At 68.0% G+C, this 25,877-nt stretch carries 17 protein-coding genes, 1 pseudogene and 1 riboswitch; of the genes and pseudogenes, 7 read left to right on the top strand and 11 right to left on the bottom strand.

The genetic code is table 11. The features are described 5' to 3' along the window. Positions 1 to 3 precede the first annotated feature (3 nt). A complete protein-coding gene (locus tag J7528_RS12275) occupies positions 4 to 288 on the top strand; it encodes a hypothetical protein (protein WP_291874588.1) in 285 nt (94 codons plus the stop codon). A gap of 24 nt (positions 289 to 312) precedes the next feature. Here J7528_RS12275 and J7528_RS12270 read toward each other — a convergent pair whose 3' ends face one another. Beyond that, positions 313 to 1,416, bottom strand: a complete 1,104-nt coding sequence (locus tag J7528_RS12270) for a hypothetical protein (RefSeq protein ID WP_291874585.1) — start codon at positions 1,414 to 1,416, stop codon at positions 313 to 315. Positions 1,417 to 2,446: 1,030 nt separating this feature from the next. Between J7528_RS12270 and J7528_RS12265 the strand changes: the two are divergent. The 3 genes and pseudogenes from J7528_RS12265 to J7528_RS12255 form a co-directional block, all read left to right on the top strand. Then, a pseudogene (locus J7528_RS12265) lies at positions 2,447 to 2,531 on the top strand (hypothetical protein); the annotation flags it as partial. Positions 2,532 to 2,590: 59 nt separating this feature from the next. Beyond that, positions 2,591 to 2,671, top strand: a riboswitch (ZMP/ZTP riboswitch). Positions 2,672 to 2,699: 28 nt separating this feature from the next. After that, complete coding sequence (purH, locus tag J7528_RS12260) at positions 2,700 to 4,289, top strand: bifunctional phosphoribosylaminoimidazolecarboxamide formyltransferase/IMP cyclohydrolase (protein WP_291874582.1); 1,590 nt, start codon at positions 2,700 to 2,702, stop codon at positions 4,287 to 4,289. A gap of 19 nt (positions 4,290 to 4,308) precedes the next feature. Further along, positions 4,309 to 5,061: a dienelactone hydrolase family protein gene (locus J7528_RS12255; protein WP_291874580.1), complete on the top strand. Its 753-nt coding sequence runs from the start codon at positions 4,309 to 4,311 to the stop codon at positions 5,059 to 5,061. Here the strand turns inward: J7528_RS12255 and J7528_RS12250 are convergent. The 3 genes from J7528_RS12250 to J7528_RS12240 form a co-directional block, all read right to left on the bottom strand. Continuing rightward, entirely contained in the window at positions 5,028 to 6,368 is a 1,341-nt protein-coding gene (locus J7528_RS12250) for an MFS transporter (protein WP_291874579.1), read from the bottom strand. The two genes, J7528_RS12255 and J7528_RS12250, sit on opposite strands and share 34 nt — an antisense overlap. Before the next feature lie 61 nt (positions 6,369 to 6,429). Beyond that, positions 6,430 to 11,256: an NAD-glutamate dehydrogenase gene (locus tag J7528_RS12245; protein ID WP_291874576.1), complete on the bottom strand. Its 4,827-nt coding sequence runs from the start codon at positions 11,254 to 11,256 to the stop codon at positions 6,430 to 6,432. Between the two features lie 297 nt (positions 11,257 to 11,553). Continuing rightward, a complete protein-coding gene (locus tag J7528_RS12240; RefSeq protein ID WP_291874574.1) occupies positions 11,554 to 12,684 on the bottom strand; it encodes an AI-2E family transporter in 1,131 nt (376 codons plus the stop codon). A gap of 102 nt (positions 12,685 to 12,786) precedes the next feature. Between J7528_RS12240 and J7528_RS12235 the strand changes: the two genes are divergently transcribed. After that, positions 12,787 to 14,331: a helicase HerA-like C-terminal domain-containing protein gene (locus J7528_RS12235; protein WP_291874571.1), complete on the top strand. Its 1,545-nt coding sequence runs from the start codon at positions 12,787 to 12,789 to the stop codon at positions 14,329 to 14,331. Here the strand turns inward: J7528_RS12235 and J7528_RS12230 are convergent. The 3 genes from J7528_RS12230 to galE form a co-directional block, all read right to left on the bottom strand. Then, positions 14,309 to 16,690, bottom strand: a complete 2,382-nt coding sequence (locus tag J7528_RS12230) for an ATP-binding protein (protein WP_291874568.1) — start codon at positions 16,688 to 16,690, stop codon at positions 14,309 to 14,311. The genes J7528_RS12235 and J7528_RS12230 overlap by 23 nt on opposite strands. Positions 16,691 to 16,789: 99 nt before the next feature. Further along, complete coding sequence (locus J7528_RS12225; protein WP_291874567.1) at positions 16,790 to 19,240, bottom strand: EAL domain-containing protein; 2,451 nt, start codon at positions 19,238 to 19,240, stop codon at positions 16,790 to 16,792. An 80-nt stretch (positions 19,241 to 19,320) separates the two neighbouring features. Then, on the bottom strand, positions 19,321 to 20,319 hold the full coding sequence (gene galE / locus J7528_RS12220; protein ID WP_291874564.1) for a UDP-glucose 4-epimerase GalE: 999 nt from the start codon (positions 20,317 to 20,319) through the stop codon (positions 19,321 to 19,323). 169 nt (positions 20,320 to 20,488) lie between these two features. Here galE and J7528_RS12215 point away from each other — a divergent pair, with 169 nt between their 5' ends. Continuing rightward, positions 20,489 to 21,796: a UDP-glucose/GDP-mannose dehydrogenase family protein gene (locus J7528_RS12215; protein WP_291874561.1), complete on the top strand. Its 1,308-nt coding sequence runs from the start codon at positions 20,489 to 20,491 to the stop codon at positions 21,794 to 21,796. Positions 21,797 to 21,799: 3 nt separating this feature from the next. After that, on the top strand, positions 21,800 to 22,771 hold the full coding sequence (locus tag J7528_RS12210; protein ID WP_291874558.1) for an NAD-dependent epimerase/dehydratase family protein: 972 nt from the start codon (positions 21,800 to 21,802) through the stop codon (positions 22,769 to 22,771). On the opposite strand, the gene J7528_RS12205 is transcribed toward J7528_RS12210, so the two are convergent. From J7528_RS12205 to J7528_RS12190, 4 genes are all read right to left on the bottom strand, one after another. Beyond that, positions 22,759 to 23,646, bottom strand: coding sequence for a DMT family transporter (locus J7528_RS12205; RefSeq protein ID WP_291874556.1), 888 nt, complete (start codon positions 23,644 to 23,646; stop codon positions 22,759 to 22,761). The two genes, J7528_RS12210 and J7528_RS12205, sit on opposite strands and share 13 nt — an antisense overlap. Continuing rightward, the gene (locus tag J7528_RS12200; RefSeq protein WP_291874553.1) at positions 23,643 to 24,533 is read right to left on the bottom strand and encodes an SDR family oxidoreductase; all 891 of its coding nucleotides are present in this window, start codon (positions 24,531 to 24,533) and stop codon (positions 23,643 to 23,645) included. Before J7528_RS12200 ends, J7528_RS12205 begins: the two co-directional genes overlap by 4 nt. 109 nt (positions 24,534 to 24,642) lie before the next feature. Beyond that, entirely contained in the window at positions 24,643 to 24,834 is a 192-nt protein-coding gene (locus J7528_RS12195) for a hypothetical protein (protein ID WP_291874550.1), read from the bottom strand. A gap of 75 nt (positions 24,835 to 24,909) precedes the next feature. After that, positions 24,910 to 25,830: a WecB/TagA/CpsF family glycosyltransferase gene (locus tag J7528_RS12190; protein ID WP_291874548.1), complete on the bottom strand. Its 921-nt coding sequence runs from the start codon at positions 25,828 to 25,830 to the stop codon at positions 24,910 to 24,912. Between the last annotated feature and the right edge of the window lie 47 nt (positions 25,831 to 25,877).

Below are 25,877 nucleotides of genomic sequence, written 5' to 3'. Positions count from 1 at the left end.
CCGATGGGCTTCAACCGCCGACTGCCCCAGGACCCCGGCCGCACGCACCACGCCCCGGAATATACCGACGACGAGATCGCCGAGGTGATCGCCGCCCTGACGACGGGTGCGCCGGAGGTCCTTAGCGTTCTGGAGCGCGAGGCGCGGGCGCCCGGCAGCGTGGCGATGGCGGACTATGACGACGCCTACGACCGGATGCTGACGTACCTGTTCGAGCACGGGTACGTGCACACGCATATCGAGATGGCGATGGTGTTTAAGGCGGTACGGGAGCGGGTGGAGGGTTGATACACCCCACTCGATATCGACTACCTAGTTCGCTTTATTGTGCTCGGAAAGATACCAGCCTTGAATAATCTCGGGTATGGCACCGCTCTCTTCAGGCTTTCCGGCCTTCCTCCACCAAAGTTGCTGGGCGAAAGTGGTTCTGTGAGTCCGCTTGAACAAATCTTGATAGCTAAGGCAACCCCAAACATATAGGGCTTTTCCATGATTTTTCTTTATATTCTCGATCTCGCTCTCATCCACAAATCCATCAATAACTGCGCTTATTGAAAATGTATGACCTGGAGGGAGAAGAGCGTTCCCCTCCCTGTGAGGACCGAGTGGGAAACGAAAATCCTTAGGTAGCGGAACGGGTAGAATAGCGGCACGGATCCTCCACCTCAGATTCCTGGCTGGGGTATGGCCTGTGTTCATCAGAGCAGGCCTGGCTTCAAATCGCAGGCCCTTCCCATCTTGATAAATTGCGTCACCGATGAGGACTGCAACGTAGGCTCTAAGTTGCGTCTTGCCGAAAATTCTTTGACTTGCAGCTACCGATTTACTTACTTCGACAGACTCAACGATCTGCTTGGTATTTGCGGCCATGGACCGCGCGACATCTTTCATCGCGTGGGCGCTTTCGGCAGTGTACTGCATGGTCTGATCCATGAGTCCAAGCTGCTCCTTTGACCACTTGGCGTGCTGAACAGCATCCCTCCTAGCATCCGCAGCAGCTGCACGCGTCTCAGCTAGAGCTGCGTCATCAGCGCCCGCACTTTGTTTCGCAGCCTCTGCGGCAGCTTTGGCCCAATGAGTGGCGCGATAAGCAAAGAACGCCGCCAGACCAGTGAAGATTACGCCTATGGCACCGAGAAGAAGCTGCCAGAAGGCGTAGCGCCTTTGAGCCTCTGCAATGAGGTTGGCTTGCTCGGCAATGGCATTCGCCCGACGATCAACGACTAGGGATTCCCGTTCGTAGGCGGATATTTCCTTGCGCCCGACAGCTCTTTGAAAGAGTTCTGACCGAGAGGGCTCTACAGTTCTTTGGGGTTTAATTGGTTGATCGGGTGTCGCAGCAAGCGAAAGAAAGCCCGCCAGCCCGATCCCGACACCTCGCAACCAAGCGCGATTAGCAAACCTAATGGAAATCATGCCGAAGCTCCCCAGCTTATCTAAGCTGAACACACACCTTTAGCTTCCAACAAGCCCGTGCGGACGATGGTATGCTGATTGGCACTCCCCATTCCCTCCATATCTCTTGGCAGCAGCGCGCCGGGCTGACCGGGTTGGTCAAGGACCGCCCTCCGGGCGGCCGCTGCGCGGCGGCGAAGCCGTCCCCCGGGTCCGACTTCGTCGGCCCGAGGGCATGCCTTGAGGAAGCCGGGCAGGCCGGCGACCGTGGAGCCGAGGATGTGAGAGTCGCGCAGCCATCACCCTCTCCCCTGGGAGAGGGCGGGGCCCGCCGCGTAGCGGTGGGAGGGTGAGGGGTTTCGGCGGTGGCCGGAAAATCCCCGGCGGCTTTGGCGGCGCTTCGTACGGTCGAGGGTGTAGCCCCTCACCCTCCCGCGCTTTGCGCGGGTCCCTCCCTCTCCCTATGGGAGAGGGTGATCGCGGGGCGCCTCGCACGGGGATTGAGCGCGCTCTATCCTCGGAATTCGCGAACTCGACTTCAGCAAAATCAATCGCTTGTCGATTTTACGCGCCTTCGAATGATCCGCGCTAAAAGCCACCGCACAATCATAGCCATCCCCGTCGCGGGGGAGGGCGTTTGGATCCGGCCCAAAACGGCGGCGGGGCTAGGTTGAGCGGGGCCGCTGGCGGTTCCCGGTCGTTCGAAGGTCGTCGCATCCTCGATGAGGATTGGCGGGCGGCTGGGCAGCGCCGGGGTTCAAGCCATCAGCGGATCGACAGGGCGGTGATCGTATAAGCCGCCTATCGTGGATCGTCGGGCTGGAGACGGATGTAGCCGATCCAGTTGGTCCGCGCCCGTCCGGGGGTAATGGACGCCCGAGCAGATAACGCTCACGCCGGCCATCCTCACGGACAAGAACAGCCTGGCGGAGCGGACGACGAGCCGAAACGTAAAACAAACCTCACGGTCTCCGGGTTCGCCCGGCCGCTCCGTCGCCTCCCCACATGCCTTCAGCGGTGAAACCGCGTGAGGATGCTCCCCCGTGTCACGGGGGAGCTGTCGCGGAGCGACTGAGGGGGCTAGCACGGCATCCGCCCAGCTCGCCCCCTCCGGCCCTCCGGGCCACCTCCCCCGCATCGCGGGGGAGGATCTTGTCCACCTCATTGACTCCCCCGCCCGCCCCCGTATTTTCCGCCGCGTTCGCGTGACTGGCGTTGAAGGTGGGAAACCACCGGGGAGCGCGGACCTCATAAGCCGCGCGCCTGGGCTCCCATTTCCGATCACGAAACCCGAGGAGTCCGCCGTGCCCGCCGCCCCCGACTATCCGTCCGCCCCCGATCTCGTTTCCCCCAAGCGCGCCCTGCTGTCGGTCTCCGACAAGACCGGCCTGGTCGAAGCCGCCCAGGTCCTGCACGCCGCCGGCGTCGAGCTGGTCTCGACCGGCGGCACCAAGGCCGCGATCGCCGCGGCCGGGATCCCCGTGAAGGACGTCTCGGACCTGACCGGCTTCCCCGAGATGATGGACGGCCGCGTGAAGACCCTGCACCCAGTGGTGCACGGCGGTCTCCTCGGCGTTCGGGATGCGCCCGAACATGCGCAAGCCATGGCCGACCACGGCATCGGCGGCATCGATATCCTGTACGTGAACCTCTATCCGTTCGAGGCGACCGTCGCGAAAGGCGGCAGCTACGCCGAGTGCGTCGAGAACATCGACATCGGCGGCCCGGCCATGATCCGCTCGGCGGCCAAGAACCACGGCTATGTCGCCGTCTGCACCGATCCGGCCGACCTCGCCGAAGTGCTGGAAGCCCTGAAGGCCGGCGGGACCACCCTGGCCCTGCGCCAGACCCTGGCGGCCCGCGCCTATGCCCGCACGGCGGCTTATGACGCCGCCATCTCGGCCTGGTTCGCCCAGGCGCTGGAGCAGGACTTCCCGGCCCGCAAGGCGATCGCCGGCGAGCTGCGCCAGACCATGCGCTACGGCGAGAACCCGCACCAGAAGGCGGCTTTCTACACCTTCCCGAACCCGCGCGCCGGCGTGGCCACGGCCAAGCAGCTGCAGGGCAAGGAACTCAGCTACAACAACATCAACGACACCGACGCGGCCTTCGAGCTGATCGCCGAGTTCGATCCCGCCCAGGGTCCGGCCGTGGCGATCATCAAGCACGCCAACCCGTGCGGCGTGGCGGTCGGCGGCAGCCAGCGCGAGGCCTATGAGCGGGCCCTGGCCTGCGACCCGACCTCGGCCTTCGGCGGCATCGTGGCGGTGAACTCGCGCCTGACCCGCGAGGCGGCCGAGGCCATGGTCGAGATCTTCACCGAGGTGGTCATCGCCCCCGAGGCCGACGACGACGCCATCGCCGTGTTCGCGGCCAAGAAGAACCTGCGCCTGCTGGTGACGGGCTCCTTACCCGACCCGCTCTCGACCGGGGATGCGTTCAAGAGCGTGGCCGGCGGCTTCCTGGTGCAGTCCCGCGACGACGCGCGGATCAAGGCCTCGGACCTGAAGATCGTCACCCAGCGCCAGCCCACGGAAGACGAGATCCGCGACATGCTGTTCGCCTTCACCGTGGGCAAGCACGTCAAGTCCAACGCCATCGTCTATGCCCGCGCCGGCCAGACCCTGGGCGTCGGGGCCGGCCAGATGAACCGCAAGGACTCGGCCCGCATCGCAGCGCTGCGCGCCGCCGATTTCGGCCTCGACCTGAAGGGCTGCGCCTGCGCCTCGGAAGCCTTCTTCCCGTTCGCCGACGGCCTGATCCAGGCCGCCGAGGCGGGCGCGACGGCGATCATCCAGCCGGGCGGCTCGATGCGCGATCCGGAAGTGATCGAGGCGGCCGACAAGCTGGGCCTTACAATGGCCTTCACCGGCGTGCGAGTGTTCCGCCACTAGCACACGTCCCGGAGGACACATGGACAGCGCCGCCTGGGGCAACGAGGTCGCCAAGCATTCGCGGGTCTTCAAGCCCGCGGGCCTGGGGCCGTTTCCGGTGGCGCTGATCTTCCATGGCTGCGGCGGCAAGACGCCGTTCCTCGAGGACTATGCCCGGACGGCCGTCGCGGCCGGCTGGGCGGCCGTGGTGGTCGATAGCCTCAAGCCCCGCGGCCTGACCCTGCTGGACGCCAAGCTGACCGTCTGCACAGGCCTGAGGGTGCGGGGCAGTCGGCGGGCGGCGGACGTCTTCGCCATGCTGGCGTGGCTGGAGGGGCAGGCCTGGGCCGACGCTTCTCAAGTCTTCTTAGCGGGCTGGAGCCATGGCGGCTGGACGATCATGGACGCCTACGCGATGGGGCCGCGCGCGCCGCTGATCACCGGCCTGGCGGATGCCGCGCCCGAACGCCTCTCGAAGGCCGTGAAGGGGACGCTGCTGGTCTATCCCTTCGCCGGCTATCCTTCGCTGACCACTCGTCACGGCTGGAGCGGGGCCGCGCCGCCGGTCTGGTCGGTAGTGGCCGGCAAGGACCAGGTGGTCGGCTGGAAGGCGCCGAAACTGGCCCTGGATCGGCTGGTCCGCGACGGGCTTACGGTCGACCAGATGTTCCTGGCCGACGCCACCCACGCCTTCGACGACAACAAGGCCAACGACCCTCGGGCGCGCTATCGGCCCGACCTGTTCGAGACGGTGCGGACCTATTTCAGCGGAGCGCTCGCGGCCTGCGGATAGGGCGCTTTTCGGGGCGCCTTCGCCAGGACGATGGCGCCCAGGGCCATGAACACGGCCGAGACGACGACGGAGATGCGCTGGTCGCCGGCCAGCTTGGTGCCGACGGCGATGACCAGCGGGGCCAGGAAGGCGGTGGCCTTGCCCGACAGGGCGTAGAGACCGAACCACCGCCCCGTCTCGCCGGGCGGGGCCAGCTCGGCCATCCAGGCGCGCAGGGAGGACTGCGCCGTGCCGAAGGTCAGGCCGATGAACATCGAGAAGAACAGGTACATCCGCTCCGGGATGCTGGCGAACAGGGCCTGGTCGGCCTGGGCCGGGGCGACGGGAATGACGAAGAAGATCGTGTCCTGGCCCACCAGGCCGATGCCGACGGCGCCGAACAGGACCACGCCGCTGGCGACCAGCACCGTGGCCTTCGAGCCGATCTTCTGGTCGACCCGGCCGCCGATGAACGTGCCGATGCCGGCGGCGATGGACAGGAGGATCGCATAGAGGCCCAGCTGCGTCGTCGTCCAGCCAAACAGGCCCGCCGCCAGCACGCCGCCGAACGCGATGATGCTGGAAATGCCGTCGCCCAGCAGCATCCGGCCGATCAGGAAGGTCGCCATGTGCGGGCGGCTGGGCAGGCTCTTCAGCGTCGCCCACAGCTCGGCCAGCGGCTTCTCGCCGGCGCCCTCGGAGGGCTTGGGCGCGATCAGCATCAGCGGCCAGGCGAAGGCCAGGAACCACAGGGCCACCATCGGCCCGACGATGCGATCGGGCTCGTGCAGCGCCTTCGACAGGCCCAGCATCGGGACCTTGGGCAGCGAGAAACAGAAGAGGACGATGAACAGGGTCAGCAGCGCGGCGACGTAAGCGAGCGCCCAGGCGGTGCCCGACAGCCGTCCCAGCTGCCCCGGCCTGGCGACCACCGGCAGCAGGGCGTTCATGACCGTGACGCCCAGCTCGGCGGCGACGCCGGCCACGACGAGGCAGCCCAGGATCAGCGGGATGCGGGCGGTCTCGCCGGGAACGGCCAGCCACAGGGCGGCGCTGGCGATGACGAACGGAAAGGCCAGGCCGACCAGCCAGGCGCGCGGATTGCGGCGGGCGTCGACATTGGCCCCGACCAGCGGGCTCAGGATGGCGATGGCCAGGCCCGAAATGGCCCCGGCATAGCCCAGCAGGCTCTGCCCCTTGGCGGCGTCACCGACGAAGCCGGCGGCGAAATAGGGCGTGAAGATGAAGGTGGCGATCAGCGCCCAGTACGGCTGCTGCGCCCACTCGTACGAGATCCAGGCGGCCCGCCGACGATCACCCTGGTCCATACGCTAACGCTCCCTCTCCGCCTTCCCTCGTAAGCGAGAGAAGGCGGAGGGGCCAGCGTCTTTAGGCGGCGGTCGAGAGCTCGCGCAACGCGGCGTTGGCGATGGTCAGCTTGGCGAAGGTCCAGCCGCCGCCGGCCTGCTCGATGTCCTCGATCGTGCGCTTGACCGCCTTGGGGCGATCGCCGCGCAGGGCGGCCCAGGACGCGATGGCGGCCTTGGCCGACAGCTCGTCGTCGCCGGCCTGGGCGCTGGCGGCGAACTTCAGGACGGCCTCGGTGATCGCGGTCTGCTCGGTCAGCATGTCCTCGATCAGGCGGCGGACCGCCAGGCGCTCGAAGCTGTCGCCGCCGACGAAGGCCCCAGCCGCGCCGCGCAGGCGATCGAAGCCGAAGGCCGCGCCGACCTGATGATACAGACGGGCGACGTTCTCGACGCTCCAGCTTGAAGCGTTGGCCAGGTCCACGAGGTCGGCGGCCGTGGTCAGCGGCTGCAGGGCCGCGACCGCCTGGGCCAGAGCGTCCGGCGCGCCGTCGGCGACATAGGCCTTCACCCGCTTGGCGACAGTCTTCTGCTCGAACGGCGACAGGATGGCCGGGGCCATGCCGGTCAGGGTCTTCACCGACGGGCCATAGGCCTCGACCAGCTGCTGGACGCTGGACTTGTCGCGATGGGCGCGGCGGGCCAGCCAGAAGGCCAGGCTGCGCAGGGCATAGGCCAGGGCCTTGTACAGCGCCGTCTGGCCATCGGCCGAGGCCTTGTTATCCAGCGCGTTGACCTGATCCCACAGGCCGTCGACGCCCAGGATCTCGCGGGCAGCGGTGAAGCCGGTGACCACAGCGTCGATATCGGCGCCGGCGGCGGCCTTCAGACGGCTCGGGAAGGTCGGGCCGCACATGTTGACCATCTGGTTGCCGACCACCGTGGCGATGATCTCGCGCTTCAGCCGATGCTTCTGCATGGCGTCGGCGTACTTATCGAGCGCTTTGGGGAAGTAGCCACGCAGGGTCGTCTCGAACCACGGATCGTCCGGCGCCTGGCTGGCGACGATCTCGTCGAAGAGATCCAGCTTGCCGTAGGCCAGCAGCACCGCCAGCTCGGGCCGGGTCAGGCCCTTGCCCGCGGCCTTGCGCTCCAGCAGCGTCGTATTGGTCGGCAGGCCTTCGACGCGGCGGTCCAGGCGGCCGCGCTGTTCCAGGTCGACCATGTAGCGGATCTGGGCGTCGACCTCGCTGACCGCGTCGCTTTCCAGCAGCGTCAGGGCCAGGGTCTGGTCGTAATTGTGCTCCAGCACGTGATGGCCGACGTCCTCGGTCATCGAGGCCAGCAGGGTGTTGCGGCTCTCGCGCGTCAGGTCGCCGCCGCGCTCCAGGATCCCGGTCAGGATCTTGATATTGACCTCGTGGTCGGAGCTGTCGACCCCGGCCGAGTTGTCGATGGCGTCGGTATTGATGTGACCACCGGCTTGAGCGAACTCGATGCGACCGGCCTGGGTCAGACCCAGATTGGCGCCCTCGCCCACGACCTTGACCCGCAGGTCCGAACCGTTGATGCGGATGGCGTCATTGGCCTTGTCGCCGGCGTCGGCGTTGCTCTCGCCCTTGGCCTTCACATAGGTGCCGATGCCGCCCAGATAGAGCAGCTCGGCCTTGGACTTCAGGATCGCGGTCATCAGCTCGGCCGGCGAAACGGCCTCGGCCTTGATCTCGAACAGCTCGCGGACTTCCTTCGACAGCGGGATGCTCTTCAGGCTGCGAGCGAAGACGCCGCCGCCGGCCGAGATCTTGGACTTGTCGTAATCGTCCCACGACGAGCGCGGCAGCTTGAACATCCGGTCGCGCTCTTCCCACGACACGGCCACATCCGGGTTCGGGTCGAGGAAGATATGACGGTGGTCGAAGGCGGCCAGCAGCTTGGTCTGCTTGGACAGCAGCATGCCGTTGCCGAACACGTCGCCGGACATGTCGCCCACACCGACCACGGTGAAGGCTTCCGTCTGGATGTCCTTGCCCAGCTCGCGGAAGTGGCGCTTGACCGCTTCCCAGGCGCCGCGGGCGGTGATGCCCATGACCTTGTGGTCGTAGCCGACGCTGCCACCGGACGCGAAGGCGTCGCCCAGCCAGAACCCGTAAGACTCGGCCACGCCATTGGCGATGTCGGAGAAGGTCGCCGTGCCCTTGTCGGCGGCGACGACCAAGTACGGATCCTGGGCGTCATGCGCCACCACCGACGGTGGCGGCACGACCTGGTTGTCGGCGTCGATATTGTCGGTCAGGTCCAGCAGGCCCGACAGGAAGGTCTTGTAGGCGCGGATCGCCTCGGCCTGGATCGCGTCGCGATCGCCACCGCGCGGCAGCTGCTTGGGATAGAAGCCTCCCTTCGAACCGACCGGCACGATGACCGCGTTCTTGACCTGCTGGGCCTTCACCAGGCCGAGCACCTCGGTGCGGAAGTCGTCGCGGCGATCGCTCCAGCGCAGGCCGCCGCGCGCGACGGGACCAAAGCGCAGGTGCACGCCTTCGACGTGCGGGGCCGAGACATAGATCTCGCGATAGGGCTTGGGGGCCGGCAGGTCTTCCAGCTCGCGCGAGGCGATCTTGAAGCTGATGTACGGCTTGGGCTGCCCGTCGGCGCCCGGCTGGTAGAAGTTGGTGCGCTGGATCGCCCCGACCAGAGCGGCCACGCGGCGCAGGACGCGGTCGGCGTCCAGGCTTTCGACGGCCTGCAGCGCCTCGGTGATCTTGCCCTCGACGGCCTTGGCCTGCTCCTTGCGCTGGTTCAGATCGGCGCGGACGGCCGGGTCGAACTTGGTCTGGAAGAGATCCAGGATCAGGCGCGCGACGCCGGGGTGATCCGATAGGGCCTGCTCCTGCACGCCCTGGCTGGGATCCAGGCCCGACTGCTGACGATACTTGGCCAGGGCGCGGATCAGCGCGGCCTCACGCCAGCCGATGCCCAGCTCCAGCACCAGGCGGTTGAAGCCGTCGCTCTCGGCGCGGCCCGTCCAGATGGCGACGAAGGCGGCCTCGAAGGCCTGCTTCACGTCGGCGAACACCAGGTGCTCGCCGGCCTCGTCGCGCAGAACGAACTCGTGCACCCAGACCGGCTGGCCGGCGGGCGAAACCTTGAAGCCGTCCTCGATCAGGGCCTTCAGGCCCATGTGCTCCAGGATCGGCAGCACGTCGGCCAGCGGCGCGGCCGCGCCGGGGCGATAGAGCTTGAAGCGCAGGGTCACCGCGTCGTCGCCCTGGCGGCGGAAGGCGCGGACCCGAACGGCCTCGCCCTCGGCCAGGTCGTCGATGACCTGGATGTCGGCCAGGGCCTCATCGGCGTCATACTGGTCGCGATAGCCGGGCGGGAAGGCGCCGGCATAGCGGTTCAGGATCTGCACGACACGTCCGGCCTGGCCTTCACGGACGGCCGCCTCGAAGCGGTCGTCCCAGGTGCGGGCGGTCTCGGCGATGGCCGCCTCGACGGCCGCCATGTCCGGCTCGGCGTGGTCGCCGGGCGTGACGCCCAGGATGTAGTGCACCCGCGCGAGCGGGGCGTCTGAGAAGCTGGGATAGTAGGCCGACACCCGACCTCGGAACGCCTCGGCCAGGATCTGGCCGGCCCGGGCGCGGACGCCGGAGTCGTAGCGATCGCGCGGCACGAACATCAGCACCGAGATGAAGCGATCGAACGGATCGCGGCGGGCGAACAGCTTCACGCGGGGGCGGTCGTACAGGTGCAGCACACCCAGCGCCGTGGTCAGCAGCTCATCCTCGCTGCTCTGGAACAGCTCGTCGCGCGGCCAGGTCTCCAGCACGTTGCGCAGGCGCTTGCCGTTGTGGCTGTCGGGATCCTTGCCGGCCTGGGTCAGCACGTGCTGGACCTTGCGACGGACCAGCGGCACCTCGTGGGCGGGGGTCTCATAGGCCTCGGCGGTGAACAGGCCCACGAAGCGGACCTCGCCCGAGGCCTTGCCGTCGGAGCCGTACCGACGCACGCCGATGTAATCCATGTAGCCGCGGCGATGGACCCGCGAGCGCAGGTTCGACTTGGCCACCACGATCGGGTCGCCGATGTCGATGTGGCTGCGGACCTGGGCCGACAGGATGGCCGGCTCGCTGCCTCGGCGCAGCACGGTGCGGGCCTGATCGCGCAGGACGCCCAGGCTGCCCTCCGGCTGGTACAGCGGCTCCTCGGCCGCGTAGCCGCCGTCGGCGGTGCGGGGATACTCGTAGACACGGGCGCCCAGGAAGACGAAGTGGTCGCTCTCGAGCCAGTCGAGGAAGTCGAGGTCCTCGGATTTCACCTCGGTCGAGACCGGGGTCTTGGCGTCGCGCAATTCACTGATCGTGCGGCGCATCAGGGCGCGCATGGGCTGGAAGTCCTGCACGGCCAGGCCGACGTCGGACAGGGCCTCGCGAACGCTGGCGACCAGAGCCGCCTCGCGGTCCTCGCCCACAGGGGCTAGCCAGATCTGGATCATCGAGCGGCGGACGCCGCCGCACTCGGACACGGGGTGGAACATGGCCCGCACCGAGAAGCCGGCCTCGGCCACCTCGCCCATGATGCTGTCGACCAGGAACGGCCGGTCGGGCTGGACGATCTCGAGCAGGTCGGAGGGGGTTTCGCCGCCTTGGGCGCGGACCAGGCGGATGGCGGGTTCGGAGAGATCCTTTGCGCTCTCGCCGAAGCGCCAGAAGTCGGCCAGGGCGCGGGCGACGTCGGCGACGTCCAGGCCCGGCAGTTCCTCGGCCGACCAGTCGTCCTGGGCCTGGGCGGCGAAGCCGCGCGCGGCGGGCGGCAGAGCCTCGACCGCGACGCTTAGGGCTTGGGCGAAGGCGGTTACCAGCGGACCGATCGGGGCCTCAGCGGACTTGAGGTCATTTTTTTCACCGATCATAGGATTTCCTCGCGAATTTTTGGTCGCAACCTAGCCCTTTCAGGCGCGGCTTCAACCCGTAAGTCCGAAATAGGAAAGAAACTGTGCCGTTCCAGGATGGTACCGGAAACGGAAGCGCCGCCGGCTGGGGGAAAGCCGGCGGCGCGGGCCCGCGCAGGGGAAGGCGGGCGTTTTCCGCTAGGATGACGGCGGCCTTGCCTGCCGTGATCTGCGGTTTGTCCGGGTGGGGGGAGCCGGACAAGGCATAGATAGGAGCCACGGATCGCAGTGTAAGGGGCGCCTGCATTTCTTTGACCCTTAAGGGTGCTTCTTGCCGGAAGAGGGCGTCTTGGCCGGCTCGTCCGGCGCGGGTCCGTGCCCCTTGCCCGACAGCATTCGCTCGCCCTGCGGGTCGCCGTCCTCGGACAGCAGGATGGCGATCCAGCGCGAGCCTTCGAACTGGGCCAGGATCAGCATCACCGCCACGGTCAGCGGCGTGGACAGGAACATGCCCGGCACGCCCCACAGGGCGCCCCAGACGGCCAGGGACAACAGCACCACCGTCGGGTCCATGTTCAGGCTGTCGCCCTGCATGCGCGGCAGGATGACGTTGCCGACGATGAAGAAGATCGCCTGCAGCGCCGCGAACAGGATGATCGCCGGCCAGAAGCTGTCAGGGAATTGCACCAGGGCGAACAGCGGCGGCAAGAAGCAGCCGATCGCGCCGCCCAGGATCGGAATGTAGGCGGCCAGGAAGATCAGGAAGGCCCAGAAGAAGGCGTTGTCCAGCCGCACCAGCATCATCACCACCCAGGCGGCGACGGCGATCATCAGGCCGGTGACCGTCTGGATCCACAGGTACTGCTCCACCCCGTCGCGGATGCTCTGGAACAGCTTCATGTTCCGCTCGCGCTCGGGATGATGCGGGAACAATGAAACGATCTTGCGCGCGAACCCCCGCCGCGAGGCGATGATGAAGCCCAGATAGATCAGCACCAGCACGGCGCTGGAGGCGAAGTTGCCGAACGACTGCGCCGCCTGGCCGATGAACGCCTTGGGGTTCAGCTGGTTGATCAGGCTGTCGATCGTGGGCGCGATCTGGATGCCGATGGCGTGGGCGATCTTGGCGATGATGCCGTTCAGGTGCGGGGCGTAGTCCTTCATCTGGTCGAAGAACCCGCGGCCGTTGTCGATCACCACCCAGAACGAGACGCCGAACAGCAGGATCGAGATCACCACCGCCGCCGGCAGGGCCATCGTCCTGGGAAAGCCCGGCACCCGCATGGTCAGCACCCGGGCGAAGCTGTCGACCATCACCGCCAGGAACACGGCCAGGGCCAGCGGCGTCAGGATGTCCTGCATCCAGTACATCGCCGCGCCCCCGGCGATCACGGCCAGGAACACCACCGCGTTGCGGGTGGTGACGGGGGGCGGAGCGGGGGCCGGCATTTGTAAAACTTCTCCAGAAACGCACCCGACATTGACCGCGCCGATTGGCGCGACGCAAGGCCCCGGTTAGGGTCAAAGCGCGCATTGTCGGAGTTTGTATCCATGTCGCTGTCGATCGGTGAAAACGAGATCCTGGTTGGCCTGGGCGAAGGCCCGGTGACCCAGCGGCTCGACCGCTCCAACCGTCACGGCGTGGTGGCCGGCGCGACCGGCACCGGCAAGACGGTGACCCTGCAGGTGCTGGCCCAAGCGTTCTCGGATGCGGGTGTCCCCGTCTTCGCCGCCGACGTGAAGGGCGACCTGTCGGGCGTGGCCATGGCCGGGACCCCGAACGAAAAGATGATGGCCCGCGCGGCCTCGATGGACCTGGCTTTGTCGCCGTCCGCGCCGCCGGTGATGTTCTGGGACCTGTTTGGCCAGAAGGGTCACCCGATCCGCACGACCATCTCCGAGATGGGCCCGCTGCTGCTCTCGCGACTGCTAGAGCTGAACGACGTGCAGGAGGGCGTGCTGACCATCGTCTTCCATGTCGCCGACCAGGACGGCCTGCTGCTGCTGGACCTGAAGGACCTGCAGGCGGCGCTGAAATATGTCGCCGACCACGCCGACGAGATCGGCACGCAATACGGCAATGTCGCCCCCGCCACGGTGGGCGCGATCCAGCGCAAGCTGCTGACTCTGCAAACCCAGGGCGCCGAGCACTTCTTCGGCGAGCCGGCTCTGGACCTCTCCGACATCATGCGCACCGACGCGGCGGGCCGGGGTTATGTCAGCCTGCTGGCCGCCGACCGCCTGATCCAGTCGCCCAAGCTCTATTCGACCTTCCTGCTGTGGCTGCTGTCGGAGCTGTTCGAGGTGCTGCCCGAGGTGGGCGATCCGGAGAAGCCCAAGCTGGTGTTCTTCTTCGACGAGGCCCACCTCCTCTTCAACGACGCACCCAAGCCGCTGCTGGAGAAGATCGAGCAGGTCGTGCGCCTGATCCGCTCCAAAGGCGTGGGCATCTATTTCGTCACCCAGAACCCGGCCGACATTCCCGACGCGGTGCTGGGCCAGCTGGGGGCCCGCGTGCAGCACGCCCTGCGCGCCTACACCCCCGCCGACCAGAAGGGCCTGAAGGCCGCCGCCCAGTCGTTCCGGACCAACCCGGCCTTCGACACCGCCGAGACCATCCAGGCCCTGGGCGTCGGCGAGGCCCTGGTCTCGACCCTGGACGAGAAGGGCGCGCCCAAGATCGTGCAGAAGACCCTGATCCGCCCGCCGGCCTCGCGCCTGGGCCCTGTCACGCCCGAAGAACGCAACGCGCTGAAGGCCAAGAGCCCTGTCGCCGGCGTCTACGACACGCTGCAAGATCGCGACAGCGCCTATGAGATCCTGCAAGGCCGCGCCCAGCAGGCCCAGCGCCAGGCCGACGAGGCTCGCGAGCAGGCCGAGGACGACAAGCGCGAAGCCGCCGAGGCCAAGATCCGCGAACGCGAGGCGGCCCAGCGCGAGCGCGCCAGCCGCCCCCGCGCTTCCAACCGCCAGACCATGACCGAAGCCTTCGCCACCACCCTGGTGCGCACCGTCGCCTCGACGGCCGGGCGCGAGCTGATGCGAGGCCTATTGGGCGGTCTGCTCGGTGGGTCTACGAGTCGGCGGCGGCGCTAGCCCCGCGCTTGCGGGGTTTCTTCTTCGGGGAAGCCTCGCGGCCCGCCAGCAGGGCGCCGGCGATCTCGGCCAGCTGTTCGACCTGGAACGGCTTGCGCAGCACCGGCCACGGCAGGTCGGCGGGCGCGACGTCCATGCGGTCGCCCGCATAGCCCGTGGTCAGCAGCACCGCCATGTCAGGCCGGTTGGCCGAGGCCGAGCGCGCCAGGTCGACGCCGCTGACCCCGCCCGGCATCACGATGTCGGACATCAGGAGATCGAAGGCCACGCCCTCTTCCAGCGCCTCCAGGGCCGAGGCGCCGTTCTCGGCGGTGGTCACCTCGCAGCCCAGGTCGCGCAGCAGGCCGCCAGCGATCTCGCGCACCGCCGCGTCGTCCTCGGCCAGCAACACCCGCACGCCCTTCAGCCGGTCGCGCGACGGCGGCTTGGGCGCCGCCGCGGGCGTCGCAGCCTCATCGGTGGCGGGCAGATAGAGCGACACCGTGGTCCCTCGCCCCTCGACGCTGTCGATAGCCACCCCGCCGCCGCACTGGCGCAGGAAGCCATAGACCTGGGCCAGGCCCAGGCCCGTGCCCTTGCCGACCTCCTTGGTCGTGAAGAACGGCTCGAACACGCGGGCCAGCACCTCGGGCGCCATGCCCGCGCCGGTGTCGCTCACCGCGACGCGGATATAGTCGCCGGGCATCGTATCGGCGACCTGCCCCTCGGCCAGGGTTGCGGCCTCGACAACGATACTGATCGCCCCGCCATCCGAGGTGGCGTCCGCGGCGTTGACCACCAGGTTCAGCAAAGCCGCCTCGAACTGGGCCGCGTCGACCCGCGAGCTGGCCGCGCCCGCCCCGTGCCGGATGGTCAGGGCCATGGCCTCGCCCACCGCTCGGCGCAGCAGCGGCTCGGCCTGGTCCAGCAGGGCGCCGATGTCGACGACCTCCAGCTTCAGTTCCTGGTTCCGCGAGAAGGCCAGCAGCTGCCGGGTCAGGCGCTCGCCCCGCTGGCCAGCCGCCAGGGCCGCCTCGGCCAGGCGCTTGACGCGGGTCGTGTCCTCGGGCCGGCGCAGGATCATGTCCAGGCCGCCGACGATGACGGTCAGCAGGTTGTTGAAGTCGTGCGCCACCCCGCCGGTCAGCCGGCCCACCGTCTCCAGCCGTTGAGCCTGGGCCAGGGCGGCCTGGGCGTGGGCGGTCTCGGCCATGCTGGCCTGGAGGTCGGCGGTGCGCTGAGCGACGCGGTCTTCCAGGTCCTTGCGGGCTTCGACCGTCTCGGTGAAGTCGAAGCAGCTGCCGATATAGCCGCGGTAGTCGCCCGCTTCGTCGAAGCGCGGCGCGCCGACGCTGTTGATCCAGCGCCAAGCCCCGTCGGCGCGTTTCATGCGGAATGCGACATTGAATGGCTCGCGCAGGGCCGAGGCGCGGTCGGCGACCTCCAGGCCCGCCTCGCGGTCCTCAGGGTGCAGGCCGTCCAGCCAGCCCGCGCCAAGCTCCTGCTCCAGGGTTCTCCCCCGGAAGTTCAGCCAGGCTTGATTGAACCAGTCAGCCTGCCCTCTGGCCGAGGTCGCCCAGATCAGCACGGGCGCCGAATTGGCCACGCCCCGGAACAGCTCCTCGCTGCTGCGCAAGGCCGCCGAGACGCGCCGCTCCTGGGTCACGTCCCGGAAGGTCACCGCCAGATCGCCGCCCAGTCGCACGCCGCTGGAGCGGATCCAGCGCTCCTCGCCGTCGATCACCCGCCGCACGTCGATATCGTCGGGACCGCCGCTGGCCAGCAGGCGCTTGAAGCGCTCGACCATGTCGCGGCCGGTCTCGTCGGGAAACACGTCCAGGGCCCGCCGCCCCAGCAGGGTCGATACCCCCGCCGGTCGCATCGAGTCGGCCATCGGATTGGCATAGGTCCAGCGGAAGTCGACGACCTTGCCGGCCTCGCGCACCGGCTCAAGGATCACGAAGGCGTCCAGCGACACCTCCTGGGCCGAGCGGAAGCGCTCCTCGGCGGCCAGGCCCGAACGCACCGCGATACGCAGGGCCTCGACCAGCACCACGATCGCCCCGCCGCACAGGATGAACATCGACAGCTGCACGGTCTCGCGCGCCGGCAGCAGCCAGGTCCCGTCGGCCGCCATCCAGAACCGCCAGGCGATGCCGGCGCTTAAGCCCAGGGCCAGGAAACCCGGTCCCAGCCCGCCGACCATGGCGGCGACCAGCACGGCGACGAAGAAGGTCGGAAAGTTCAGCGGGACGTCGGTGGCCAGCACGGCGGCCATCCGCGCCGCCAGGGCCACCAGCACGGCCAACAGCGCCAGGCCGTAGCGCAGCTCGCGCCGGCCGGCCGCCGTAACGAACTTGATGGCCGTCCGTCCCAGCACGCGCGACTCGTCCCCGATGACTGCGCGGGGTCTTACGGCCCCGCTTGGCTGACGCCTAACGTGTCATGGAATACGCCAGTTCCGGGCCCGCGCAAGGGATCAGGCCGAGCGCTTGTCCTGGACTTCAGTCTGATCTTCGATCTCGGCGCCCAGTACGGCGGCCGACGGCTGAGCGCTGGCTAGGGTCCAGGCTTCCAGCGAGTCGACCGGGGTCGGGCGACCGATGGCGTAGCCTTGCAGCTCGGTGCAGTTCTCGCCGCGCAGGAAGACGATCTGCTCCTGGGTCTCGACGCCTTCGGCCACGACCGGGATCTCCAGGCTGCGGCCCAGGCCCAGCACGGCGCGCACGATGACGGTGGCGCGGTCGTGACGGTGGATGTTCTCGACGAAGCTCTTGTCGATCTTGATCTTGTCGAACGGGAACGACTGCAGGGTCGACAGCGACGAGAAGCCGGTGCCGAAGTCGTCCATGGCGATGCGAACGCCCAGGGCCTTCAGGCGGCGCAGGTTGTCCAGCGCGCGCTGATAGTCCTTGAAGAGGGCGCTTTCCGTGATCTCCAGCTCCAGGCGCGCGGGCGACAGGCCGGTGGTGATCAGCACCTCGTGCACCAGGCTGGGCAGAGCGGGATTGTGCAGCTGGATCGGCGAGAGATTGACCGCGATGCGCAGCGGCTTTTCCCAGGTGGCGGCGTCGGCGCAGGCGCGACGCAGGACCCAGTCGCCCAGCGGACCGATCAGGCCGTTTTCCTCGGCGACCGGAATGAATTCCAGCGGCGGGATCATGCCGCGCGTCGGGTGCTTCCAGCGGACCAGGGCCTCGAAGCCGCAGACCTCGCCGTCGGCCGCCCGGGCCAGCGGCTGGTAGTGGACCACCAGCTCCTCGTCGGCGATGCCCTGGCGCAGGTCGCGGGCCAGGTTGCGGCGCTCGCGGATGCTGTCGTCCATCTCGCGCTTGAAGAAACGATAGACGCCGCGGCCGCTTTCCTTGGCGCGGTACAGCGCCATGTCGGCATTGGCCATCAGGGCCTCGGCCGTACGGCCGTCGTCGGGGAACAGGCTGACGCCCAGGCTCGAGCCCAGGGCCAGTTCCTGGCCTTCGAAGGGCACCGGAACCGACAGCATCTCGATCAGGCGGCCCGACAGTTCGGCGGCCGCGGTCGGCTGGTCGCCGCCGGCCACCTGCACGACGATGAACTCGTCACCGCCCAGGCGGGCGGCGAAGGACGGGGCCTGCACCGCCGATTGCAGCCGGCGGGCGGTCTCGACCAGGATCAGGTCGCCGGCCACGTGGCCGTGCTGATCGTTGGCTTCCTTGAAGTGGTCCAGGTCGATGCAGATCACCGACAGGCTCTCGCCCGAGGCCTCGACGCGCTCGACTGCGGCGGCCAGACGGGCTTGCAGCGAGTTGCGGTTCGGCAGGCCGGTCAGGCCGTCGTGCTCGGCCAGGTAACGGATCTTCTCCTCGGCCGCGCGACGCTCGCGCAGGTCGCGGACGGCCAGGACGGTCAGGCCCGAGGTCTCGATGCGCGCACCATCGTCCATCAGGCGCGAGAACACCTCGACGGGGATCTCGCGGCCGGCGAACGGCTGGATCTTGCCCTCGCGGCGAACGCCTTCGCGATCGGTGGTTTTGTCGTCGAAGGTCAGGACGCTGCCCAGCGGGCGGCCGACCAGTTCCGGCAGTTCGACGCCGACCAGCTCGCAGAAGGCGGCGTTGGCGTCGTTGATCTTGCCCGACTGGACCACGACCAGGCCTTCATAGGCGGCGTTGGCCAGACGGCGGATGCGCTCGAGGGCCGAGCGCGAGGTCTGGGATTCGATGGCGACGGCGCCCAGGCCGCCCAGGATGATCATGCCGGTGATCGAGCCGACCGCCAGGGTCAGGACGAAGCCCGACAGCAGCTGGTCAGGCACCACGATCGAGGCGTCCGGAACGATGGTGATGGCCGACATGCCGGTGAAGTGCAGGAGCACGATGCCCAGGCACAGCAGGCCGCCGCCCATCGCCTGTTGCTTCACCGTGCGTGCGTTGCCGCCGATGACCAGGGCGCCGGTGGCGCCGGCGACGCCCAGGATCGCCGAGAAGCCGACCGTGGCGTGCTCCCAGACGAGGTGCCCCTGGGTCACGAAGGCCGACATGCCCGTGTAGTGCATGGCCGCGACGCCCAGGCCCAGCAGGACGCCGCCGGCGAAATCGTTGGTGGTCGAGCGCTGGGCCGAGGCGACGGCGAAGCCGCTGGCCATGAACAGGGCCGCGATCATCAGCGACAGAAGCGTGCCGGTCGGGCTGTAGCCGGTCTTCAGACCGGGCGTGTAGGCGACCATGGCGATGAAGTGGGTGGCCCAGACGCTGGACCCGGCGACCAGGCCCGTCAGCAGCAGCCAGGCGGCGCGCACGACGCCCCGGGCGCCACGCATCCGCGAATACAGGCGGAAGGTCGTGAAGCAGCCGGCGATGCAGACGAGGCCGGCGACAAGCACCAGGCGCAGGTCATGCTCCGTCGTCAGGCAGGTCAGAAACTTGAGCACGCACGGCCCCCCGAGGGTCACATCCCCTCAGAGCTACAGCGAGAGTTGCAAATAAAGCGTTTCCCCAAGGGAGATCGCGACATAACGCCTGATGCGACGGGTTATCGCGGCAAGTTTTCCCCTTGGAGAACCGCCTGGTCCCGGTGCCACCCCCAGGCGCTGGACAGGATGGCGTCCAGGTCGCGCGACGGCGTCCAGCCCAGCTCGGCCCGGGCGCGGCTGTTGTCGGCGACCAACATCGGCGCGTCGCCCGTCCGGCGCGGGGCGACCTCGACCTTCAAGGGCGAGCCGACCGCGCGGCCAACGCCATCGACCAGCTGGCGCACCGACGTCCCCTCGCCGCTGCCCAGGTTGAACGACGTCGAGCTGCCGCCGGCCAGCAGGCGTTTCAGCGCCGAGACGTGGGCGTCGGCCAGGTCCAGCACGTGGACATAGTCGCGCACCGCGGTGCCGTCGGGGGTGTCATAGTCTTCGCCGAAGATCGTGAAGTGCGAGCGCTGACCTAGGGCGACCTGCAGGGCCAGCGGGATGGCGTGGGTCTCGGGCTCGTGCCACTCGCCGATGCGGCCCTCGGGATCGGCGCCGGCGGCGTTGAAATAGCGCAGCACCGTGCTCTTGAAGCCGACATAGCGGTCGTAGTCGGCCAGGGCCTGCTCGACCATCAGTTTGCTGCGGCCATAGGGATTGAGCGGCGCCTGCGGATGGGTCTCGTCCATCGGCATCCGCACCGGCTCGCCGAAGGTGGCGCAGGTCGAGGAGAAGACCAGGGCGTTGACGCCGACCCGGCGCGCGGCCTCGATCAGGGTGATGGTCCCGCCGACATTGACGTCGAAGAAGGCGCCGGGATTCTTCACCGACTCGCCCACCTCGATGCGGGCGGCGAAGTGCAGGACGGCGACGGGCCGGTGGGCGGCGAACACCGCGTCCAGCCGGGCGGCGTCGCGGATGTCGCCAACCTCGAACGGTCCCCACTGGACGTGCTCGCGGTGACCGTTCGACAGGTCGTCGAACACGACGGGCCGGAAACCCGCCTGCGCCAGGGCCAGGCAGGCGTGCGATCCGACATAGCCGGCCCCGCCGGTCACCAGAACGGTCTGCATCCGTGTTCCCGCGCCAAGATGGCTCCCTGCTAGCGGGGGGTCATCAAGATGTCACTACTCCGAGCGTTTTGACCCTCGGCGTTTGGGCCGGCTTGCCTCGGCGCCGTGATTGACGGATTAGGCGGAAGCGTCGTGGACAACGACGCTCATTTCGGATCGGGATGCTTCGATGCGCGTAGCGATGATTGGCACGGGTTATGTGGGCCTGGTGTCGGGGGCGTGTTTCGCCGACTTCGGTCACGTGGTGACGTGCATCGACAAGGATCCCAGCAAGATCGAGCGCCTGGAACGCGGCGAAATCCCGATCTTCGAGCCCGGCCTGGACGACCTGGTGGCCCGCAACGTGCGTGAAGGCCGCCTGTTCTTCACCCTGGAAGGCGCCCAGGCGATCAAGGACGCCGACGCGGTGTTCATCGCCGTCGGCACGCCCACGCGCCGCGGCGATGGCCATGCCGACCTCAGCTACGTCTACGCCGCCGCTGAGGAGATTGCCGGCCTGATCGACGGCTTCACCGTCGTAGTCACCAAGTCGACCGTGCCGGTCGGCACCGGCGACGAGGTCGAGGCGATCATCAAGCGGGTCAACCCGAACGCCCAGTTCGCGGTCGTGTCGAACCCCGAGTTCCTGCGCGAAGGCGCGGCGATCGAGGACTTCAAGCGCCCCGACCGCGTCGTGGTCGGCACCGACGACGAACGCGGCCAGGCGGTGATGCGTGATCTCTATCGCCCGCTGTCGCTGAACGAGACGCCGCTGGTCTTCACCGGCCGTCGCACCAGCGAGCTGATCAAGTACGCCGCCAACGCGTTCCTGGCGATGAAGATCACCTTCATCAACGAGATGGCCGATCTCTGCGAAGCCGTCGGCGCGGATGTGCAGCAGGTCGCCAAGGGCATTGGCCTGGACAAGCGCATTGGCTCGAAGTTCCTGAACGCCGGCCCCGGCTACGGCGGCTCGTGCTTCCCGAAGGACACCATCGCCCTGGTCAAGACCGCCCAGGACTACGGCGCCCCGACCCGGCTGATCGAGACCACCGTCGAGGTCAACGACGCCCGCAAGAAGGCCATGGCCACCAAGATCGCCAAGGCCATGCAATTGGACGACCTGACCGGCCGCACGATCGGCGTGCTGGGCCTGACCTTCAAGCCCAACACCGACGACATGCGTGACGCCCCCAGCCTGGACATCGTCCCGGCCCTGCAAGCCCTGGGCGCCAAGGTCCAGGCCTTCGACCCCGAAGGGGCGAAGGAAGCGGCTCACATGCTGGCCGGCGTGGAGTTCAAGTCCGGCGCCTATGAGGCCGCCGAGGGCGCCGACGCCCTGGTGATCATCACCGAGTGGGACCAGTTCCGGGCGCTGGATCTCGACCGCCTGAAGCTGCTGATGACGTCGCCGACGGTCGTCGACCTGCGCAACGTCTACAAGCCGGTCGAGATGGTCCGTCACGGCTTCACCTACGCCAGCATCGGGCGAGGCTGAGCCATGGCGACTCCGATCATCGTCACCGGCGCGGCGGGCTTCATCGGCATGCACGTGGCCGAACGCCTGCTGGATCGCGGCGCGGCGGTGATCGGGGTCGACGTCTTCAACGACTATTACGACCCGGCCCTGAAGGCGGCCCGCGCCGCCCGACTGGAAGGCCGTGACGGCTTCACGATGGTCCGGATGGACATCGCCGAGCACGAGGCCCTGGCCGAGCTCGTGAAGTCCTCGGGCGCCAGGCAGGTCATCCACCTGGCCGCGCAAGCGGGCGTACGCTACTCGATCGAGAACCCCTTCGCCTATGAGCGCAGCAACCTGGCCGGCCACCTGTCGGTGCTGGAAGCCTGCCGCCATGCCGGCGTCGAGCACCTGGTCTATGCGTCCTCGTCGTCCGTCTATGGCGACCGCCCACTGAACGGCGACGGCTTTCGAGAGACCGATCCGGCTAACACGCCCGTCTCGCTGTACGCCGCCACCAAGCGCTCGTGCGAGATGCTGAGCCAGAGCTATGCGGCGCTGTACGGCTTCCCGCAGTCGGGCCTGCGGTTCTTCACGGTGTATGGCCCCTGGGGCCGGCCGGACATGGCCTATTACGGCTTCACAGAGAAGATGCTGAGCGGCCAGCCGATCGACGTCTATGGCGAGGGCCAGATGGCTCGCGACTTCACCTTCATCGACGACATCGTCGACGGCATCCTGGGCGTGCTGGACCATCCGCCGGCCCAGGGCGGGCACGAGGTCTACAACATCGGCGACAACGACCCGGTCGGCCTGATGGAGATGATCACCACGCTGGAGACGGCGCTGGGCGTCGAGGCCCAGAAGATCTTCCTGCCGATGCAGCCGGGCGACGTGCCGGCCACCTTCGCCAATATCGACAAGATCCACGCCCTGTGCGGCTACAAGCCCAAGGTCAAGCTGGCCGAGGGCCTGGCGCGCTTCGTCGCGTGGCGGAAGACCTACGCGGGCTGAGCCTGCTTGGCCGCCTGGTGCTCGCGCCAGGAAATGAACAGGGTCGAGGCCACCACGACCGCCGCGCCCAGGATCACCGCCGGTTTCGGGACCTCGTGAAACAGCAGGAAACCCGCGCCGACCGCGAACACCAGGCGGGTGTAGTCGATCGGGGCCATGACCGCCGCCTCGCCCGCCTCCATGCCCTTGATGTAAGCCCCTTGGGTGAAGGTGCCGATCACGCCCATGGCCGCGAGGAGCCCGAGATCGGGCCAGGTCGGCCACTTCCAGACGAACAGCGCCGGCGGGACGGCGAAGACCAAGCCCAGCACGGCGGCATAGACCAGCAGCACGAACGGGCTGTGGTCGCGGGTCATCACCTTCATGCCGGTGATGGTCAGGGCGAACAGGAAGGCCGAGGCCAGGGCGCAGGCCTGCGGCCAGCCGATCCAGGCGCCTACCCCGCCGGCGCCGGGTCGCAGCATGATCAGCACGCCCAGGAACCCGACCAGGGCCGCGCCGATCCGCAACGGCCCGATCGGCTCGCGCAGCACGAAGGCGGCCAGCGGGACCAGCCACAGCGTCCGGGTGAACGACAGCGCGTTGGCGTCGGCCAGGGGCAGCTTCTGATAGGCGTAGAAGCCCATGATCAGGGCCAGCACCCCGGCGCTGGAGCGGAAGATCAGGATCCCCGGCCGCGTGGTCCGAAACGCCGCGCGCGGGTCGCGGGCAATCAGCGGCAGGAGCACGATCACCCCCGCCAACTGCCGGTAGAAGGTCTGGAGCGCGGCCGGATAGCCGGGCCCCAGGAACTTGATCAGGGTCGTCATCGCCGTGAAGCCGACCGCCGAGGCCAGCATCCACAGCGCGCCGCGCAGGTTGGGCGTCAGGGTCACCCGGCCGCGCCGGCGGCGACCAGCTGGGCGCGCATCGCCTCGGCCTGCTCTGGGCTGATGCCCATGGCCGCCAGGATCGGCGAGGGCGTGTTCTTATCCCAGGCCGAACGCGGTCCCACCGTGATGCCGCCGTCGACAACGAGGTGCGTGCCGGTGACGAACTTGGAGTCGTCGCTGGCCAAGTAGAGGGCGGCGGCGGCGATGTCCTCGGGCAGGCCCGACTTGGGGATCGGCTGGATCTTGGGACCGATCGAGGCGATCTGGGCGGCCATCTGGTCGGCGACCTCGCGCGGCAGGCCCATCGACGCCCCGAAGATCGAGGTGGCGATCAGGCCCGGGCAGATGGCGTTGACTCGGATCTTCAGCGGCGACAGCTCGGCCGCCGCGCACCGGCTCATATGGATCACCGCAGCCTTGGCCGCCGAATAGGCCAAGGGGCCGAAGCCCGCCTGCAGGCCGGCGATCGAGGCGGTGTTGATGATCGAGCCGCCGCCGCGCTTCAGCATCAGCGGCAGGGCGTGCTTCATGCCGATGGCCGGACCGCGCACCAGCAGGGCGAAGGTCTTGTCCCAGCCCTCGACGGTCAGCTCCGGCACCGAGGCGGGCGTGCCGCCGTGGCCGGCGTTGTTGAACAGGATGTCGAGGCCGCCGAACGCTTCTTCGGCCAGCGCCATGGTCTTGGCCAGGTCGTCTTCGGAAGTGACGTCGCAGCGCGAGAAGCGGACCTTGTCGGGGAAACGCTTCTCCAGCATCCGCCCCTTCTCGTCCTGCAGGTCGGCGGCGATCACGCACGCCCCTTCGGCCACGTACAGTTCGACCGCGCCCAGCCCGATGCCCGAGCAGCCCCCGGTGACGACGGCGACCTTACCGTCCAGACGTCCGACCATGGAAATTCCCTCCGCGTCCCCGACCTCTTCGTGGGTCAGTGATCAATGATCATATTCGCGGAGCAAACAGATGTTGGCTAGAGGGCTTGCGCCCTCTAGCCGAGAAGATTCAGGCCGTGCGCCGGGTCAACGGCTGCAAGGCTCGGCCCAGATGGCTGGCGGCCAGCCACAGCATGCACGGCAGCAGAAGCACCGCCCACGCCAGGCCCAGCCCCACCAGGCCCACGCCCGCCACGGCGCGATGCCCGAAGCTGGAGCGCTCTTTGGCCTCCAGCGTCATCACTCGAATATCCAGGCCCATCAGAACCCGCGCCCCCTATTCCAGGCCGTGTTTTGCACGACCTCGCCGCATGCGGCCCCCACTAGAATAGCCATTTTAGCGCGCCGCTTCGTTTCTTGCGCGCATTTGCTCCCAGCGGGCGGTGTCAGCCGCTCGCGAGTCGCCTTCCGTCAGACGTCGTGACAGCGCCCTTGTCACGTCGCGACAGGCCGGTCCGACCAGCGACCAGGGCTCGACGCAATAGCGCGAGAACAGTCGCTGGGGATCGTTCATCAGCCGGAACAGCCATTCCATGCCCATCGGCCCCATCCATCGCGGAGCCGCCAGCTGGACGCCGGCCTCGTAGTCGAAAGCCCCGCCCACGGTGAAGGTCACCGCCGGGCCATAGGCCTTGTGGTTCTCCAGGGTCCAGACCTCCTGGCGCGGCATGCCCATGCCGACCAGGACGATGTCGGGCTGATAAGCCTTGATCTTCTCGACCACCGCGATGTTCTCGGCCGACCCTTGGGTCACGTCGAAATAGCCGTGATGGCTGGCGATCTGAGCGGTCGGATAGTCCTCGTGGATGCGCGCGATGGCCTTGTCGGCCACGCCCGGCGCCCCGCCCACGAAAAAGACCTTCCAGTTCTTCTCGACGGCCAGCGCCCAGAAGTCGTCGCGCCAGTCCAGATAGGTGCAGCGATGGAAGCGCCGGCTGGCGCGGCCCACCAGGCGCGCCCAGAAGATCAGCGGCACGCTGTCGACCTCGATCAGGTCGGCTTCCTTGTAGAACTCACCGATCTGGTGGTCCTTGCCGATCAGGTACAGGCTATGGAGATTGTGGTTGGCGACGATGGCGCTCTGACGCGCTTCCAGCTTGCCCGTAACGAAGTGGAACACTTCCTCCGGACGCACCAGGTCCATGGTCCCGCCCAGCACGCGGACGCGCTCTTCCGGGCGCCGCGTCAGCCGGTAGGGGCGCCGCGGCGCGGCGGGCGCCGCTTCGTTGGCGACGCTCTGCTCTTGTGGGACGTACATCTCCGCAGAGTCTCCTAGTCTCGAGGAGACACATTGCGGAGTTGTCG

The sequence above is a fragment of the Caulobacter sp. genome (genome assembly GCF_017744445.1).
Lineage (GTDB): Bacteria > Pseudomonadota > Alphaproteobacteria > Caulobacterales > Caulobacteraceae > Caulobacter.
This window is presented reverse-complemented; position numbering and strand designations above follow the sequence as displayed.

What these genes read in the sequence shown, in the direction of transcription:
- J7528_RS12270 (WP_291874585.1), bottom strand. Translation starts at nt 1,416, where the DNA reads ATGATTTCCATTAGGTTTGCTAATCGCGCTTGGTTGCGAGGTGTCGGG.
- J7528_RS12195 (WP_291874550.1), bottom strand. Translation starts at nt 24,834, where the DNA reads ATGGGCCTGGATATTCGAGTGATGACGCTGGAGGCCAAAGAGCGCTCC.
- J7528_RS12240 (WP_291874574.1), bottom strand. Translation starts at nt 12,684, where the DNA reads ATGCCGGCCCCCGCTCCGCCCCCCGTCACCACCCGCAACGCGGTGGTG.
- J7528_RS12215 (WP_291874561.1), top strand. Translation starts at nt 20,489, where the DNA reads ATGCGCGTAGCGATGATTGGCACGGGTTATGTGGGCCTGGTGTCGGGG.
- J7528_RS12250 (WP_291874579.1), bottom strand. Translation starts at nt 6,368, where the DNA reads ATGGACCAGGGTGATCGTCGGCGGGCCGCCTGGATCTCGTACGAGTGG.
- J7528_RS12255 (WP_291874580.1), top strand. Translation starts at nt 4,309, where the DNA reads ATGGACAGCGCCGCCTGGGGCAACGAGGTCGCCAAGCATTCGCGGGTC.
- J7528_RS12235 (WP_291874571.1), top strand. Translation starts at nt 12,787, where the DNA reads ATGTCGCTGTCGATCGGTGAAAACGAGATCCTGGTTGGCCTGGGCGAA.
- J7528_RS12245 (WP_291874576.1), bottom strand. Translation starts at nt 11,256, where the DNA reads ATGATCGGTGAAAAAAATGACCTCAAGTCCGCTGAGGCCCCGATCGGT.
- galE (WP_291874564.1), bottom strand. Translation starts at nt 20,319, where the DNA reads ATGCAGACCGTTCTGGTGACCGGCGGGGCCGGCTATGTCGGATCGCAC.
- J7528_RS12190 (WP_291874548.1), bottom strand. Translation starts at nt 25,830, where the DNA reads ATGTACGTCCCACAAGAGCAGAGCGTCGCCAACGAAGCGGCGCCCGCC.
- J7528_RS12210 (WP_291874558.1), top strand. Translation starts at nt 21,800, where the DNA reads ATGGCGACTCCGATCATCGTCACCGGCGCGGCGGGCTTCATCGGCATG.
- J7528_RS12200 (WP_291874553.1), bottom strand. Translation starts at nt 24,533, where the DNA reads ATGGTCGGACGTCTGGACGGTAAGGTCGCCGTCGTCACCGGGGGCTGC.
- J7528_RS12275 (WP_291874588.1), top strand. Translation starts at nt 4, where the DNA reads ATGGGCTTCAACCGCCGACTGCCCCAGGACCCCGGCCGCACGCACCAC.